Raw genomic sequence first — 17,296 nt, 5'->3', positions numbered from 1 at the left:
AGGCATGGCTGCTACTGGATAATGCTTTTACGGTCACGCTACCACAAGACCGTAAAAGATGTCAAATGGGTTCTATAGCGAAATGACCGCTCGCAACTTCCCGGGTATTCCTTTTGATGAAGTTACTGCACTTCCTTATACAGAAGGTGGTGTCTTTTTCTCTGTTCCTTTTGCTTAATTGGCCTGAAGCAGGGTGATTTACGAAGCGCCCCGACAACAATAAACTGTGCATCTTCGCTTTCAATCCATTGACGAGGTGAAATCATCGTGCAAACCACTACTAACCCCATTGCCAACAGAGCCGAAGAACAACAACTTTTACACCGTCTTGCTGCAGGCGAAACTCGTGCCTTCTGGCAACTCTTCCAACAGTGCCGAGACTACCTGTTTCGGTGCTGCCTCAAGTGGACGAACGGCAACTCAAACGAAGCGCAAGATTTGCTGAGTCAGGCGATGCTCAAAGCGTTGGAAAAAGCACAAAAGTACGGGGGAAAAATCGAAAACTTCAAATCTTGGGTGACGACGCTGACTCGGAATTTCTGGATAGATCTAAAACGTCGCCTTTGTGCTAACCAAGTGGAGGATATAGAAGTGTATGCGGAGCGAGAGAAATTAGGATGGGTTGCAGTTGACGACACGCCTGGAAGCGCCTTGGAGCGTGACGATAAAAACCGGGTCATTCGCGGCGCTATTGATGAGTTACCGACCAAGATGCGCGAGACGTTTATCCTGCATTTTTATGAAGAATTGTCTCATCAAGAGATCAGCGAAAAGCAAAATATTTCCTACCAGAATGTCTGCAAGCGCATCTCCCAGGCGCGGGCGATTTTGGCTCTTGAGTTGCGGGGATATTTTATCGGGGAGGATGGGATAAAAAGGGAATTGGCTGTGACATCGGCGGTAACAGAGTCGGCTATTGAGGAAATGTCTCAGGGGAATGCGGAAGTTGAAGCGATCGCAGGGGAGACGGTGACATTATCTGTTGCGAACGCGGAAGTAGAGTGTATTGGGGGTGGGGAATTGTCGGTGGTTGCGGTTGCTGTGGGGGATTCTGATTCGGATTCTTTTGTGGGGAGTTCTGAGGGGAGGTTGGAGGAATTTAATGCGATCGGGAAACAGATAGTAGGGGCAGTCCCCCGGTGGCTGTCCAGTTTCAGAGGTTCACAACTGTTTTATGGTCTGGGGAAATTGGTGTTGGGAAAAGTTGCGGGAGAATTTGTGCGCTCGTCGCGATCTCCGCCTTGGTATTGTTTTCCCTATTTTCAATCGTTTGTTAAGAGGCGATCGGGGATGAAGATGTACCTTTTTTATTAGTACATCTTAACAAAGCTAGTGCTTTATAGCGGTTTGTATTTACGTAAGGTACAGGGCTGATTGTTTTAAAGTAGAGGGCAGAAGTTAGCTGTACTCCACTCAATCGAGAACCGCTATAATTTGGCAGTTGCTTTATCCGGTGCCTGGAGAGGTTGAGAGAACCAAAGGGTTCTAGCGCTTGAAGTAGCTTGTTTGGGTGGATTGAGTTAGGGAAAAACTGCCTCTAATTCAAAAAATTCAGGAATAGAACAATCAAATCGTTATAAAAACAGTAAAAGAACCGGAGTAAAGAGTATGCCAGTAATAAATGCTCATTCGAATTTGAATAACATCCCTCAAAACACCTTCAACTTCACAGTGAGTCTAGCAGAAGCTAGTGATATTCCTTTACAAGGAAATCTCACTGTTTTGTTAGTAAGTACAGAGACGTTTCAACAGCCGTTAAATTTTGAATACTAATTGCAAGTAATTCCATGCCCAAACGAAAATGGTAACTACCCAAATTCAGTAGGTATAATACAAAACCACAGTAATTTTGCAATAGAAATAGGATTTTAATAGACATTGGCGTATTCGGGCTTCGAATACACGTTATTCAGAGAAGGAAGGCAAACGCATCCCTTTGTAGAGTTTGGGGTGTGAGGGGGCAATCGCTTCTCTTTTTTGTAGGAGGCGATCGCTTTTTGGTTGAGTTTGAGATGAAGGGCGATCGCGGCAGGTGGAATTTAAGATGAGGGGATGAGCGCGTTTAGTAGAGTTTTGGGTACAATCGTCTTCTTTGCTGCTTGCTTATCCTGTTTCAATTGTTTCATAGGACGAATCAAATTATAAAAAAAGCCTATATCGGAAAATTCAATAATTACTTACTATAATCGTCTTAGGTATGTAAACTCTCTTACAGCCACTTCTACCTGTTATCAGGGCACAAATAATTTGGGCGTCAGGCAGTCATAGCAATAGCGTGGCGTTCTTGCTAGTGACGATTTTACATAGCTAGTCGGTAGAATAATCCCAAAACTAACCATAATTTAGTAGAAAGCCAAAGGAGAATTAAGTGCAATGAATACGAATGATGATGCTGTAATAGCAAAGATGGTGAACCCAGGAACGAATACTGTGGGGAATGTTGCGACTTATAGTTTTCCAGCAGGTATGGGTGTCGGCAAAAAGGGGACGATTAATCTTAGTAGTGACCCGAATAAAGACTTTTCCCAAGATGAGGATGTTTCGCTTTGGGATGATGAAGATAACACAATAGCAGAGGCGACGATAACTCAAGTGAAGAACAAACGGCAATACATAGTTCAAATCAGGCTAATGGAATGATGGAATGAACTCAGATGGGTAATTAGTGGAGTTGTGGCATGATAGGGGTTCGCCCCCTTGTCCGCTTATCGCACTCATCTATTAGGGGGCATCGAGTTTAAAAAAGCCTCTCTATCGAAAAAATTCAGAAATGACTTTCTGCAATCGTCTTAATAGTGTAAAAGGCAAATAACTAAACTTTGCCCTTTGTGAACAATTGTCAAAGGAGAAATATCATGGCCTCAGATGTCAACGTTACAGTCTACAACAAAACTCGGGATTTTCAGAACATTGTTATCTTTCAGCAAAAAGACGATCTCGATCAGATGTTCAATAACCTTTTTCCCATTGCCTGGAAAGTCTTCCCGTTGAACGGCGTAGAAGATGGTGTTGCAAAAAAAGGTATGACAGTTTATCCTGTGAAACAAACCATTGGGGTTGTTCGCCAGCCTGCCAAAACAGACAAGCTCCCTTACGGAACGTTGGAAATAACGCGAAAAGCGGAAAACAGCGAACAGTTAAAATACTTTCTGGATCAAAATAGTGCCCAAAATATAACCTTACTGTCTGGTCAAAATGACGATTCGAGCATCAGTTGTTTAAATGAAGCTCCTGAATTAGTAACGATTGCCTTCGCTAAAGATAATGCAACTTTAGTTGCTCAAATTAATGTTGCAAATGGTGATAAAGCAGTTTTTCAACTTACTCCAAAACTGTACTTTATGTACCTTAACAACATCAAGGAAGGCGATATCTTTAAATCAATGCAGACTGGTACTAATGTCAAAGAAGTAGACTTAACTGGTTACACCAGTATTACGGCTTCCCTCGAATACACAGGAGGAGCAGGCCAGCAAAAAGGTTGGAAAATTGAGGCACGATAGATTTTTATAATGCCTTATTTATTTGTCTATGGCCAACGCACTGTGTCAAAAAGCAGGAGTTAAGAGCGCAACAATTCGCGCAATCAAGTAGAAATGGAGCGAAAAAGTAAGAAAGAATTGAAGTACAAAATGTAAATTTACAGGCTGAGATCGTAATAAATACTCTGACGGAGATTTCAGCCTGTTTCTTCTCCCCTCATCTCAGTTTAACATTTCTTTAGAAACTTCCTCATGTGCATATCTTCGGCTTTTTTAGCTTTTATTCACTGAGATCCTCTAAATTCTGTGTCGGAAATGACAATAAAACAAAATGTATAATAAAAGCATCAATAAAAAAGAGTTAAGTTTTTTTTTATCCCAGTATTTTGGGTAATTAGCCTTATGTATACGCTCAACACAGGAGCACAATCAAACGTCTTTCCAGATGTAAATATAAAAGTTTACAATGATACAAATATAATGGAAAACATAATAATTTTTGTACAAGAAGACGAACTCAATCTAATGTTTAAAAAGATTTTTCCTGTTGCTTGGCAGGTATTTCCATTACCAGGAAAGACTGAAGGCGTGGAGAGATGGGGAAACACCATTTATCCCGGTCGTCAGCAAATCGGAGTTACTCGTAACCTTGAAAGTAATGCCATCTTTTTTATAAATGCAGTAGTTGTTGAACTCACTAAAGCATATTTTGACAATATAAATTTACAAGAAAAAATTAATGATAAAATAAAAAAAATAGCCCCGTCAATTAATCAAAAAATCGTCGATAAAAAAGAGTTTTTAAGCCACGTTCAAGCAACCATAGACCGTGATGAGAACGCAATAAAACAGGGAACGAATAATATTAATACATCTTCAGGAAACATAAATATAAGAATCGAGGCCACGGAAGGAGATCGAATCGATTATAGAGTGGATGACAGTGGTGGGCAACATCTAACTCTACTCGATTCGCCCAAGGCTGACGGCATAATTTATTGTCAAAATAACACGGAGTCTTTAGTAGCAATTGATTATTATAAAAACGAAGCAAAAGTTGTTACATGGCCAGCCGTTGCCAATGGAGACGAAGCAAAGTTTAAACTCAGGCGAAAACTTTTCTTTACATATGACAGTAACATCGGGCAAGGAGCGACAATCAAGGAAAAAATTACCAATCAAGTTCAATCAGTCGATTTAATGGGATATACAACAGTTGAAGCCAAACTAACATACGACCACAACGCTGGTGGGCAAAAAAAAATTTGGGTTATAACGGCCCGATAACCCCAACGACCGCAAACAATAGCGATCGCATCTAGTTCGGCAATAAATAAAAGAGGATGGAGCATGAGAGCGCAGCAATTCCTTGAAAACCTAAACAAGTTTTACAACCCTGGGAGGGCGGCCAGACTGGCGGAGAACAACCAATACATCCGAGGCGGATGGGAGGTATGGCTCCAGGTGGAAATCGCCCAAGCCTACGCCATAAATTACCCGGGGCAGACATGCGAAAGGGAAGCCCCATACCCTGGCCTACAAGCCAACCAATGGATAGCATTCAACAAGACTCTGAGCACAGCGAGCGCAGTACAAAACCGAAACCAAGCTGCCAGAAGCGATTTTTTCCTATATCGCCAAGGGATGCTGGCTGCGGCCGACGAAACACACATAGAACTCAAATGCATAAACAACTCCAACCCGAACATAAACGCGCTCACAGACGCCTGGAATCGATTTTACGCTGACATAACGAAGATCCGCGAAATTAAAAGGATCAACGAAACGATAAACGCCATAGCACTCCTGGCCACTTATGGCACATTCTCTCCCCCCCTCCCGGTCATCCCATACGGAGGAAACGCATACGTATGGGACCCCGGAAACAACCAAGTCACAGTCCTAAAGGAAGTGCAACAGAACGGCGATCAGCGTTTTTTTTTGGTAGCTGCTTCACCATAACCTGGCGGCACCTCTACCTTCAATGAAATGAAACAATGAAACACCAATCATGACGAGGAGAAAGCACGACCCCAATAGACATCTCCAAAAATTATCAAAGTCTCTCAGATAAATAAACTCACCCCTCAACACCAACACCCCACTCCTAACACATTTCAACCACCGACAAGCGCATTCCCCAATGCGACGGCGAGTCGCACCTTGCGAGTCAAGCCGGAAAACCCGCCAGGGCAATTACGCCATCCCCAACCCCTGCGGCGCTCACCGATATCCCAAAAAGTCGAACCCCCTCTATCTTTCTTGAAATTGACACAACTTTGAAGAATTAGAGAGCGCGATCACCCCCTAGTTACATATCAAAATACGGGCAGTTAGAAAGCGATCGCCCATCACCTCTCTATCTTTCTTGAAATTGACACAACTTTGAAAAAGTAGCGCGATCGCCCCTAGTTACCTATCAAAATCCCGGCAGCAAGGAAGCGATCTCCTCTTTATCTTTCTTGAAATTGACACAACTTTGAAGAAATAGAGAGTCCGATCGCTCCTCCACCCCTCCATCTTTCTTGAACTTAACCCAACTTTGAAAGTGTCAAAAAATATGCCAGTCCTCAATGATACCATCGCTCTTATGACACCAGAGACACCGGAGACACCAGCATCCTTAGAGGCAAAAAAACTAGCCATCAGTTACGGGGAACCGTGGCAATACCCGGAAGATGCTTCTAAAACTTTAGCAGAGGTACTGCAACGAGCCACTCAACACTCAACTAAAGGTATTATCTACATTCATCCTGATGGAACTGAGAAATTTCAATCTTATCGAGAATTATGGCAGGATGCCCAAAGGATTTTGGCTGGATTGAAAAAGCTAGGACTCAAACCTCAAGATAAGGTAATTTTTCAACTAAAAGACAATCTAGATTTCATTTCTGCTTTTTGGGGCTGTGTGTTGGGGGGCTTTGTACCAGTACCGATATCCATTGCTCCATCCTATGAGGAAGTTAATAGTACCACAAGCAAACTTCAGAATGTTTGGCAGATGTTGAGGAAACCCCTCGTGCTGACAGGTGCTTCTTTAGCTCCTAAAATTCGCGAACTATCAAAATTTTTTAATTTAGAAAAATTTCAAGTTGAAACTATTGATGAGTTGCGCGACTGCGAACCAGATTTGAACTGGTATAACAGCCAGCCGGAAGATTTAGCGATTTTGCTTTTGACTTCTGGAAGTACGGGTACGCCAAAAGCTGTTATGCAGAGCCATACAAGTCTCATCGCACGTTGCATGGGTACTGCTGCTATGAACAGTTTTACCAGTGAGGATACCTCAATAAATTGGTTTCCCCTAGATCATGTTGGGGGAATAATTATGTTTCACCTTCGGGATGTTTATCTAGGCTGTCAGCAAATTCATGCTCCCACAGAATTAGTTTTGCAAAAACCTACAAAATGGTTAGATTGGATTTCTCGCTATCGAGCTACGATTACCTGGGCACCTAATTTTGCCTACGGGCTGCTTAATGAAAAACTAGAAAACCTCCCCACCCAAGCAACCCCCAAATGGGATTTATCTTCGATGCGGTTTATTCTCAATGGAGGGGAAGCTATCACTGCCAAAACCGCTAGAAGATTTTTGCAGTTGCTCACATCCTATCAACTACCTGATACAGCAATCCACCCAGCCTGGGGAATGTCTGAGACATCTTCAGGAGTTACCTATTCGGAAACCTTTTTGTTAAATTTAACCACAGACGAACAAAAATTTGTGGAAGTGGGAGCGCCTATTCCCGGTTTTGCTATACGAATTGTGGATGATAGCAACCAGGTAATTGAAGAAGAAATAATTGGGCGGGTGCAGGTAAAAGGTGCCTCGGTTACTGGTGGTTATTATGAAAATACCCTAGCCAACCAAGAAGCTTTTACTGAAGATGGCTGGTTTAACACGGGAGATTTAGGATTTCTTCGCTCAGGGCGTTTAACAATTACCGGAAGGCAGAAAGATGTAATTATAATCAATGGACTTAACCACTACTGCCACGAAATTGAAGCGGCTGTCGAAGAAGTTGAAGGAGCAGAAGTTTCTTATACAGCCGCTTGTGCGGTAAGACTTGCTGGAAGCAATACTGATAAATTAGCTATCTTTTTCAATCCAAAATTTTGTGATGACGATGCTTTGATGAATCTGCTTAAGGAGATTCGCACTTCCGTAGTCAACAAAGTGGGAGTCAATCCAGATTATTTGATTCCAGTAGATAAAGAAACTATCCCCAAAACTGCCATTGGTAAAATCCAGCGTTCTCAACTTAGTCAGCGATTTCATGCAGGTGAATTTGAACCTATTCTCGAACAAGTGGATATAAGGCGGCAATTGAACCGTCAAAAAGAAGGCGAACTGGTAGCACCTCGTAACGAGGTAGAACAACAAATCGCTCAAATTTGGCAAAAAGTTTTAAACGTACCGCTTATTAGCATCAATGATAATTTTTTTGAATTAGGAGGAAATTCTCTTCTAGCTATCCAACTTATTTCCAGATTGCGAGATGCTTTGTTTATTGAATTGTCTTTACATCGTTTACTTGCTTCTCCTACTGTAGCTGAGTTAAGTTTTAATATTGAGTTACTGCGTTGGGCAGCCGAATCTGAAAGCGCCTTTATTAATAAAACAGAAGAAAAATACGAAGAGGGATATTTGTAAAATGACGGCAGTTGATTTTTTGGCATTACTCAAAAATTTAGGTATCAAAATTTGCCGAGAAGGCAATCAACTTCGCTATCGCGCTCCCAAGGGAGTAATGACATCAAATCTCAAGGAGGAATTGTTAGAGCGAAAAACAAAAATCATTGAGTTCCTAAAAGAGGCTCAAAATACTGTAATCTTAACTCCTCAAAGAATAAAACTTGTTAATAGGAATAACGATTTACCTTTGTCTTTCCCTCAGCAAAGACTTTGGTTTCTCTATCAGTTAGATAATCGAAACCCATTTTATAACGAGAGCTGCCAATTTCGGATTGTTGGAGTGCTGAATGTAGCTGCATTAGAGCAGAGTATCAATGAAATTATTCGCCGCCACGAAGCTTTACGAACTATCTTTACTATGGTTGATGAATTGCCCGTACAGCAAATCATTCTCTCTTTAAATATCAACCTACCAGTTAGAGATTTACAAGGTTTAAAGGAAGCGGAAATTCAACAGATAATTACCCAAAAAGTTCGCCAACCTTTTGATTTAAGCAAGCCCCCTTTGTTGCGATTCAGTCTGCTGCGTCTGGAATCAGAATATCATCTATTAATATTAACCTTGCACCACATTATTATAGATGGCTGGTCAATGGGAATATTGATTGAAGAGTTATCTGCTCTGTATCAAGCCTTTTCTAGTGGTTCTGCAAATCCATTACCAGAGTTGGCTATTCAGTATGGCGATTTTACTGTCTGGCAGCGCCAATGGTTAACTGAGGAATTGCAACAACGGCAGATTGACTATTGGAAGGAACAGTTAACAAATGCACCGCGATTATTAGAATTGCCAACAGATTATCCCCGTCCTTCGATTCAAACTTTTTCTGGAGCTATTAAACATTTTAAAATCAATTTTGATTTAACTGCTAAACTTCAAGAAATTAGTCAGCAATCAAAAACGACTTTTTTTGTCACGTTACTGGCAGCTATAGCGGTATTACTACACCGCTATAGCGGTCAGGATGATATTTGTATTGGCTCGCCTTTTGCCAATCGGAATCGCACGGAAATTGAATCACTAATAGGCTTTTTTGTCAATACTTTGGTGTTGCGGACTCAAATTAAAGAGAACCCGAGCTTTTCAGAGTTTGTCACTCAAGTACAGCAAGTTGTCTTAGATGCCTACGCACACCAGGATGTTCCATTTGACCAAGTAGTAGAAGCTTTACAACCAGAGCGTTCCCTCAGCTACAATCCCTTTTATCAGGTAATGTTCGTATTGGAAAATTTCGCACTAGATACTTTAGAGTTACCTGGTATTAGACTGACTCCAGAGCTAGTGGAACGGGGAACGGCTCAGTGCGATCTAAGCTTGTCACTTTGGCAAACAAAAACGGGCTTGCTAGGCTCGTGGGAATATAATACTGACTTGTTTAAAGCGGATACGATCGCTCGGATGGCGGGACATTACCAGACTTTGCTGGAAGGAATTGTCGCCAATCCCAAACAGAAGATTTTAGAATTGCCCCTGCTGACACCCACAGAAAGACAGCAGCTATTAGTGGAGTGGAACCACTCTTGGGCTGAGTATCCGCAGGATAAGTGTATCCATCAGTTATTTGAAGCGCAAGTGGAACAATCCCCTGATGCTGTAGCAGTGGTATTTGAAGAGGAACAGCTCACCTATCGCGAATTGAATGCAAAAGCGAATCAGTTGGCACACTATTTGCGATCGCTAGGAGTAGGGCCTGAAGTGTTGGTGGGGATATGCGTAGAACGTTCCTTTGAGATGCTTGTCGGAATCTTGGGCATCCTCAAAGCTGGCGGTGCTTACGTTCCCATAGACCCAAACTATCCCTCCGAGCGCTTGGCTTTTATGCTAGAAGACTCGTCAGTCCCAGTGCTACTGATCCAAAAAAAGCTAGAGGAGAAACTTCCTCCACATTCGGCTCGTGTTATCAGCCTAGATTCTGACTGGGAAGAAATTGCTGCTTACAGCGAAGAAAACCCTTGTAGTGGCGTCAAGTCAAATAATGTGGCTTACGTTATCTACACATCTGGCTCTACAGGCAAACCCAAAGGCGTTTTAATCGAACACAGATCACTCGTCAACTACACAACAGTTGCCCGTGCTGAATATGGCATCCAAGAACGCGATCGCATTCTACAATTTTCCTCAATTAGTTTTGATGTTAGTGCCGAAGAAATCTATACCAGCCTGATTTCTGGTGCAATATTGGTCTTGCGTACTGATACGATGCTGGACTCCCTTGAGGGATTTTTACAGAAGTGCAACAATTGGGAAATCACCGTTCTGGCAACTCCCACAGCCTACTGGCACGAACTTACCACCTTCTTGAGTCAAGGAAAAGTTGCCATTCCTCCATCATTGCGCTTAATCATCATTGGTGGAGAAAAAGCATTGCCCGAACGACTGAAAACTTGGCTTGAGTGTGTGGGACAGCAAGTTCGTCTAGTGAATAATTACGGCCCGACCGAAACCACTGTCGGAGCCACAATCTGCGAGCTATCGACAGCCAATACCACATTAAAGGATGTGCCAATCGGTCGTCCCATCGGGAATGTCCAGACCTACATCTTAGATGAGAACTGGCAGCCCGTACCCATAGGCGTTCCGGGTGAGTTGTACATCGGCGGTGCTGGTTTGGCACGGGGATACCTCAACCGTCCTGAGTTGACCACTGAGCGGTTCATACGCAACCCCTTTAGTCACTCTCCCACCGATCACCTTTACAAAACTGGCGATTTGGTTCGTTACCTGAGTGACGGGAATATCGAATATGTGGGTCGGATAGATGACCAAGTGAAAGTTCGCGGTTTTCGCATCGAAATAGGAGAAATCGAGGCAGCACTCAGTCAGCATCCCAACTTGCTCTCTGCCGCAGTTGCGCTTCGAGAAGATATTCCCGGCCAAAAGAGCCTAGTCGCCTACATTGTCCCCGTTCAGGAGTCAGCAGCACCCACTGTTAGCGAACTGCGCGACTTTCTCAAACAGCAGTTGCCCGATTACATGATTCCCAACGCTTTCGTCACCCTACCGGCACTGCCGATAACGCCCAATGGCAAAGTAGATCGTCGGTTGTTGCCAGCACCAGATCTCAATAGTTTGATTCCAACACTAGAGTTTGTCGCTCCTCAGACTCCGACAGAAGAATTAGTAGCATCTATCTGGAAAAAGGTTTTGGGAGTAGAGCAAGCAAGCGTCAACGATAATTTTTTTGAATTGGGCGGGCATTCGTTACTGGCGACTCAAGTCGTTTCCCAATTGAATTCTAGTTTGGGACTGCATCTCCCTCTGTCTAAGTTGTTTGAGTTGCCAACGGTAGCGAGCCTTTCTAGCTATATTGATGCCACCCTTTGGACAAGCAAAAACATCGAAAATATTAATACAAGTGACGAAAGAGAGGAATTTGAACTGTAATGGATATAGTTGAGTTCGTAAATTATCTACGCAAGCTGGATATTAACCTGTTTCTCGAAGGCGATCGCCTGCGGTGCAATGCTCCTCAAGGTGCTATCACCGATGAACTGAAGTCAGAAATGAGCGAAAGGAAAGCGGAGATTATCTCCTTTTTACAACAAGCCAATATTCAAACCACTACCACAGCGATCGCTCCAATATCCAGAACAGAACAAAACAGCTTTCCTCTTTCCTTTGCCCAACGGGGACTGTGGTTCCTCGACCAGTTACAGCCCAACAGTTCCTTTTACAACATCCCCCTGGCGTTTCGTCTGAGCGGTCAGCTTAATATCGCGGCTTTAGAAAGCAGCATCAACGAAATTATCCAGCGACATGAAGCCTTACGCACCAACTTCGCGACGGTAGAAGGTCAACCCGTTCAAGTTATTGCCTCAAGTTTCAATTGTCAGGTACAAGTGGTAAACCTGTTGCACCTGCCTGAAACCGAGCGAAAAACCGAAGCGCAACGATTGGTTACGGTTGAAGCGAATCGACCTTTTAACCTGGAGCGAGAACCTTTATTCCGAGTCACGTTGCTACTGCTAGACCAAACAGAATACGTTTTGCTGTTTACCATCCACCACATTATTTCTGATGGGTGGTCATTGGGCGTATTGCTCAAAGAACTAACAGAACTTTACAAAGGCTTTTGCACTCTTAAGCATCCAGTTTTACCAGAGTTACCAGTACAATATGCCGACTTCGCCCTTTGGCAGCGACAGTGGCTAACTGGAGAAATACTAGAAACCCAACTTCACTACTGGAAGGAACAACTCAAGAACGCTCCGAATTTATTAGAATTGCCCACAGACCGAGCGCGACCGGCTGTTCAAACCTTCCGGGGAGGATATTACTATGCAGCCTTTTCCAAAGAATTGAGCGTGGAACTTGCCACGTTGAGTAAGCGAGCAGGAGTCACTCTGTTTATGACGCTTTTGGCAGCTTTTCAGACATTGCTATACCGATACTCAGGACAAGATGACATCGTAGTAGGGACGCCTGTAGCTGGCCGCAACCGACGGGAACTTGAAAGGCTAATCGGCTTTTTTGTCAATACTTTAGTGCTGCGTACCGACCTCGGCGGCAACCCCAGTTTTGAGCAGTTACTCAATCGAGTTCGGGAAGTGGCACTGCAAGGTTACACGCATCAAGACCTGCCATTCGAGCAGTTAGTAGAAGCACTGCAACCAACACGCAATTTAAGCTACACGCCTCTATTCCAGGTGATGTTTGCTCTTGACGACGGAGGAGTACCTTCTATGGAACTGCTTGATTTAGCAGTAAGCTCGTATTCCGTGGAAAGCGTCACAGCCAAGTTTGATTTGACCCTATCAATGGAGAATACGGCTGATGGATTGGTAGCAGAATGGGAACACAACTCGGATCTTTTTGATGAGACTACCATCGTCCGGATGGCGGAACATTTCCAGACCTTGTTGGAAGGAATCGTCGCCAATTCCAAACAGGCGATTTCAGATTTGCCATTGCTGACACCAGCAGAGCGACAGCAGCTATTAGTAGAGTGGAACAGCACCGCTAAAGACTATCCCCAAGAGAAGTGCATCCATCAGTTGTTTGAAGAACAAGTGGAACGCACACCCGATGCCGTAGCAGTGGTGTTTGAAGAGAAACAACTCACCTATCGAGAGTTGAATGTAAAAGCCAATCAACTGGCAAATTATCTGCGATCGCTGGGCGTGGGGCCAGAAGTGCTGGTAGGGATTTGTGTAGAGCGTTCTCTGGAAATGATAATCGGTTTGTTGGGCATCCTCAAAGCTGGCGGTGCTTACGTTCCGCTTGACCCTGCATATCCGAAAGAGCGGTTAGCTTTCATGGTGGAAGACTCGTCAGTACCCGTTCTGCTTACCCAAGAGAAACTACTGGAGAAACTTCCTGCACACTCAGCGCGTGTTATCTGCTTAGACTCAGACTGGAAAGAAATTGCTTCCCACAGCGAAGAAAACCTGTCAAGCGGAGTAAAGCCAGAAAACTTGGCTTATGTTATCTACACATCAGGGTCTACAGGAAAACCCAAAGGCGTTTTAATCCAACATGAATCGCTAGTCAATTACACAACGGCTGCGAGTGCTGAATATAGAATACAAAAGTGCGGTAGCGAAGCGCTGCTGCGAAGCGCAGATCGTATTTTACAATTCTCCTCTATTAGTTTTGATGTCAGTGCCGAAGAAATCTATACCAGCCTAACTTCTGGTGCAACACTTGTATTGCGTACCGATACGATGCTGGACTCAATTGAAGGATTTTTGCAAAAGTGCAAGAATTGGGAAATCACTGTAATGGCTTTGCCGACAGCCTACTGGAACGAACTGACTGCTTTCTTGACTCAAAAAACGGTGCTATTACCCCCATCATTGCGCTTAATAATCATTGGAGGAGAAAAAGCACTGCCCGAACGACTGAAAACTTGGCTTGAGTGTCTGGAACAGCAAGTTCGTCTGGTAAATAATTACGGTCCGACAGAAACCACTGTGGGAGCAACGATATATGATTTATCGGTAGCGGACACGACATTGAAGGAGTTGCCGATCGGTCGTCCGCTTGGTAATGTCCAGACCTACATCTTAGATGGGAACGGACAGCCTGTACCCATTGGCGTTCCGGGTGAGTTGCACATCGGCGGCGCTGGTTTAGCACGGGGATACCTCAACCGTCCCGATTTGACCGATCAGCGGTTCATCCCCAACCCCTTTAGTGACTTTCCCACTTCTCGCCTGTACAAAACTGGAGATTTGGTTCGCTACCTGAACGACGGCAATATCGAATACTTAGGTCGGATAGATGACCAAGTGAAGATTCGCGGATTCCGCATCGAACTCGGAGAAATTGAGGCTGTACTGGCAAAACATCCGAACGTGCGCTCAGTGACAGTCATTGACCGAGAAGATGCACCTGGAAACAAGCGCCTCGTAGCTTATCTAGTCTCTAACCTTATTCCAGAACGTGTCCCTTATCACAGTGAATGCCAACTAGAACTAGACGGTAAGGCCATCACAATCCACACACAGGATATCTCCACTGGCGGCGTTGGTTTGGTGGGGGTGCCAGCTATCGAGCGAGGTAAAAGCGTCCGCGTGCATATGCAACTACCTGGAGAGAGCGAACCGCACTGGCTTTCTGGGACAGTAGTTTGGTCACGTCCACCACAGGCTGGGATTCGCTTTCATCTTACACCCAGCGAACAGGCTCAAATCGAGCAAAGCGTAGATTATCAGTTGGACACTCAAGACTTGTGGAAAACTTTGCAGCGCACAGTGACTCGCAACCTGCGCGACTACCTGAAACAAAAGCTACCTGATTACATGATACCGAGCGCGTTTGTGCTGATGAAAGCGCTGCCGCTGACACCCAACGGCAAAATAGACCGTCGCGCCTTACCCGCACCAGATAACTTTCACAACGAACAGGAAGACAAATTTGTCGCCCCTGACACCCCGACTGAAGCAAAACTGGCTGCTATCTGGGTTCAAGTTCTGGGATTAGAAAAGGTCGGCATTAATGATAATTTCTTTGAACTAGGAGGACATTCACTGCAAGCAGTTTCACTCGTATCCAAGCTCTCAGTAGAGATGAACCTTAAAGTTTCAGTCAAGCTTCTATTTGAGCATCCCACTATAGCTAAATTAGCCAAAGCCATCGAGCCGCTGTTCACCACTGAGCCATCTGTCAACCTAAAAGAACTTCAAACCGAAGTTGAAAAACCGATGATTGCTTCTTTACCCAAAATCACAGAACCCTCTCCATTTTTTAAACTAGAACAGCGCTCATTGCTATCCTTGTTAGCTGTAGGAAAAATAGCACCAGTTGATTCAGCAGCTCTGGGTTATCTTCCTATTTCCCTACTAAAAGAAACCAAGTTAACTCGCGATGAAGTCCTCCAAAAGTGGTTTGAAAACCTTCCGATGTGGGATGCTGTTATGGAAACTAAATGGGGTCGAATAGCGGGTCTAATCCTCCCTATATTCGAGGATGAACTATACAGCGACCAGCAAACACTCGTACAAATGGTTGTTGAAGCTTTAGAAATGGCAGGGCGAATCGGTGCAAAAACAGTTTCCTTAACGGGTTTAATTCCCTCCGCAACGGATTACGGTTGTGCGATTGCTAAAGCTATTGAGGGACGTAACGACTTACCGAAAATCACTACGGGACACGCTACTACCTGCTCTTCTGTTGTTCTGACTATTAAGAAAATTTTACAGATTAGTAATCGTTCTTTACAGCGAGAGAAAGTCGCTTTCATCGGATTGGGGTCAATTGGAATTAATACCCTGCGCCTGATGTTAAAATGTTTGCCGCATCCTCAATCGATTATAGTGTGCGATATTTACAGTAAACTGGAATCGCTTCAAAACCTTCAACGCGAACTGAGCGGTGATTTAGGATTTCAAGGTTCTGTTCAAATCGCTACCTCTTCATCTTCATCGGAACTCCCACCGGAAATCTACGATGCTACCTTAATTATTGGCGCTACCAACGTCCCGGATATTCTCGACATTGATCGGCTGAAACCAGGCACTCTAATTGTTGATGATTCTGGCCCACACTGTTTTTCCCCAAAACAGGCGATCGAGCGCTTTGAGAAACACAAAGATATTCTGTTTACCGAAGGTGGAGCGCTTCACGCACCTGACCCGATAGAAACGGTCATCTACCTACCAGAATTAATGAAGAAAAACATGGATGAAGATTCATGGTCAAACGAGTTTAAGCCTACCAATCCCCTAAACATTATGGGGTGCGTTATGTCCAGTCTCCTCTCTTCTCGTTTTGACAATATCCAGCCCACTGTAGGATTGCCAAATCTGGAAACTTGCGTGCAGCACTATCAAGGTTTAGAACAATTGGGTTTCCAGGCAGCCGACTTGCATTGTGAAGGCTATGTGTTGGAAGTTGAGCCAAAATAACCGCCAAATAGCAGAAATTAGCCATCATGCGTAGTTTTAAGAATCTCCGCCCCTTTAAAGGTGGAATGGGTGTTTTTTTTCTCGTCTGGTTCGGACAACTGATATCCCTCATCGGATCGGGTCTAACGAGCTTTGCATTGGGAGTCTGGGTGTATCAGCGTACAGGTTCAGTGACCCAATTCTCTCTGATTTTGCTATCGGCTATGCTGCCCAGTATCCTGATTTCCCCGGTAGCAGGTGCCTTAGTTGACCGATGGAACAGACGGTGGTGCATGATTCTATCTGACTTCGGCTCGGGGATAACTACAGTGGCGATCGCCCTATTACTCGCTACCGGAAGCCTTCAAATCTGGCACATCTACCTCGCCGTCAGCCTCAGTTCCGTCTGCAAAGCGTTTCAGTTGCCCGCTTACACTGCTTCGACTTCTTCATTAGTGCCGAAAGAATTTCTCCCTCGTGCTAGTGGTATGGTGAAATCAGCAGAAGCGTGCGCCCAGCTAATTTCACCGCTGTTGGCAGGAGTTTTGCTAGCAACCATACAGCTTCAAGGAATTATTTTAATTGATTTTGCCACCTTCCTTTTTGCTGTAACAACTCTGTTACTCGTTCGCTTTCCTAATGTTGTTAAAACTATTACTGTTTCAGAACATGAAAAAAGTTCACTCTGGCGCGAGGCACTTGAAGGCTGGGCTGTAAGGATTCAGGTCAAAAAAACTTAAGTGGCGGCATCTGGTAAAATAAAGGAATGAAAAAGCCCACAGCCACCAGA

9 protein-coding genes are annotated in these 17,296 nt (G+C 44.1%); all 9 read left to right on the top strand.

Annotated elements, in window-relative coordinates:
• Positions 1-267 precede the first annotated feature (267 nt).
• The 9 genes from QUA00_RS32740 (at position 268) to QUA00_RS32700 (ending at position 17,246) form a co-directional block, all read left to right on the top strand.
• On the top strand, positions 268-1,314 hold the full coding sequence (locus tag QUA00_RS32740) for a sigma-70 family RNA polymerase sigma factor (RefSeq protein WP_333412594.1): 1,047 nt from the start codon (positions 268-270) through the stop codon (positions 1,312-1,314).
• A 1,059-nt stretch (positions 1,315-2,373) separates the two neighbouring features.
• Positions 2,374-2,640 carry a hypothetical protein gene (locus QUA00_RS32735; protein ID WP_333412592.1) on the top strand — a complete coding sequence of 89 codons (267 nt, stop codon included), beginning with the start codon at positions 2,374-2,376 and terminating at the stop codon, positions 2,638-2,640.
• A gap of 215 nt (positions 2,641-2,855) precedes the next feature.
• On the top strand, positions 2,856-3,503 hold the full coding sequence (locus QUA00_RS32730) for a hypothetical protein (RefSeq protein WP_333412590.1): 648 nt from the start codon (positions 2,856-2,858) through the stop codon (positions 3,501-3,503).
• A gap of 381 nt (positions 3,504-3,884) precedes the next feature.
• The gene (locus QUA00_RS32725) at positions 3,885-4,769 is read left to right on the top strand and encodes a hypothetical protein (protein ID WP_333310262.1); all 885 of its coding nucleotides are present in this window, start codon (positions 3,885-3,887) and stop codon (positions 4,767-4,769) included.
• Positions 4,770-4,832: 63 nt separating this feature from the next.
• Entirely contained in the window at positions 4,833-5,444 is a 612-nt protein-coding gene (locus QUA00_RS32720) for a hypothetical protein (protein ID WP_333310260.1), read from the top strand.
• A gap of 598 nt (positions 5,445-6,042) precedes the next feature.
• Positions 6,043-8,136: an AMP-binding protein gene (locus tag QUA00_RS32715; RefSeq protein WP_333310258.1), complete on the top strand. Its 2,094-nt coding sequence runs from the start codon at positions 6,043-6,045 to the stop codon at positions 8,134-8,136.
• Position 8,137: 1 nt separating this feature from the next.
• Entirely contained in the window at positions 8,138-11,563 is a 3,426-nt protein-coding gene (locus tag QUA00_RS32710) for an amino acid adenylation domain-containing protein (protein ID WP_333310256.1), read from the top strand.
• Positions 11,563-16,527, top strand: a complete 4,965-nt coding sequence (locus QUA00_RS32705; protein WP_333310254.1) for an amino acid adenylation domain-containing protein — start codon at positions 11,563-11,565, stop codon at positions 16,525-16,527. The genes QUA00_RS32710 and QUA00_RS32705 overlap by 1 nt, the downstream gene beginning before the upstream one ends.
• A 26-nt stretch (positions 16,528-16,553) precedes the next feature.
• Positions 16,554-17,246, top strand: coding sequence for an MFS transporter (locus QUA00_RS32700; protein WP_333310252.1), 693 nt, complete (start codon positions 16,554-16,556; stop codon positions 17,244-17,246).
• Positions 17,247-17,296 lie beyond the last annotated feature (50 nt).

This window comes from Microcoleus sp. T2B6 (genome assembly GCF_036700475.1).
In the GTDB taxonomy this organism is placed as follows: Bacteria; Cyanobacteriota; Cyanobacteriia; order Cyanobacteriales; family Microcoleaceae; genus Microcoleus.
This window is presented reverse-complemented; position numbering and strand designations above follow the sequence as displayed.

Bases quoted from the DNA above. Each gene is read 5' to 3' on its own strand.
- QUA00_RS32735 (WP_333412592.1), top strand. From the start codon at position 2,374: ATGAATACGAATGATGATGCTGTAATAGCAAAGATGGTGAACCCAGGA.
- QUA00_RS32730 (WP_333412590.1), top strand. From the start codon at position 2,856: ATGGCCTCAGATGTCAACGTTACAGTCTACAACAAAACTCGGGATTTT.
- QUA00_RS32725 (WP_333310262.1), top strand. From the start codon at position 3,885: ATGTATACGCTCAACACAGGAGCACAATCAAACGTCTTTCCAGATGTA.
- QUA00_RS32720 (WP_333310260.1), top strand. From the start codon at position 4,833: ATGAGAGCGCAGCAATTCCTTGAAAACCTAAACAAGTTTTACAACCCT.
- QUA00_RS32715 (WP_333310258.1), top strand. From the start codon at position 6,043: ATGCCAGTCCTCAATGATACCATCGCTCTTATGACACCAGAGACACCG.
- QUA00_RS32710 (WP_333310256.1), top strand. From the start codon at position 8,138: ATGACGGCAGTTGATTTTTTGGCATTACTCAAAAATTTAGGTATCAAA.
- QUA00_RS32705 (WP_333310254.1), top strand. From the start codon at position 11,563: ATGGATATAGTTGAGTTCGTAAATTATCTACGCAAGCTGGATATTAAC.
- QUA00_RS32700 (WP_333310252.1), top strand. From the start codon at position 16,554: ATGCGTAGTTTTAAGAATCTCCGCCCCTTTAAAGGTGGAATGGGTGTT.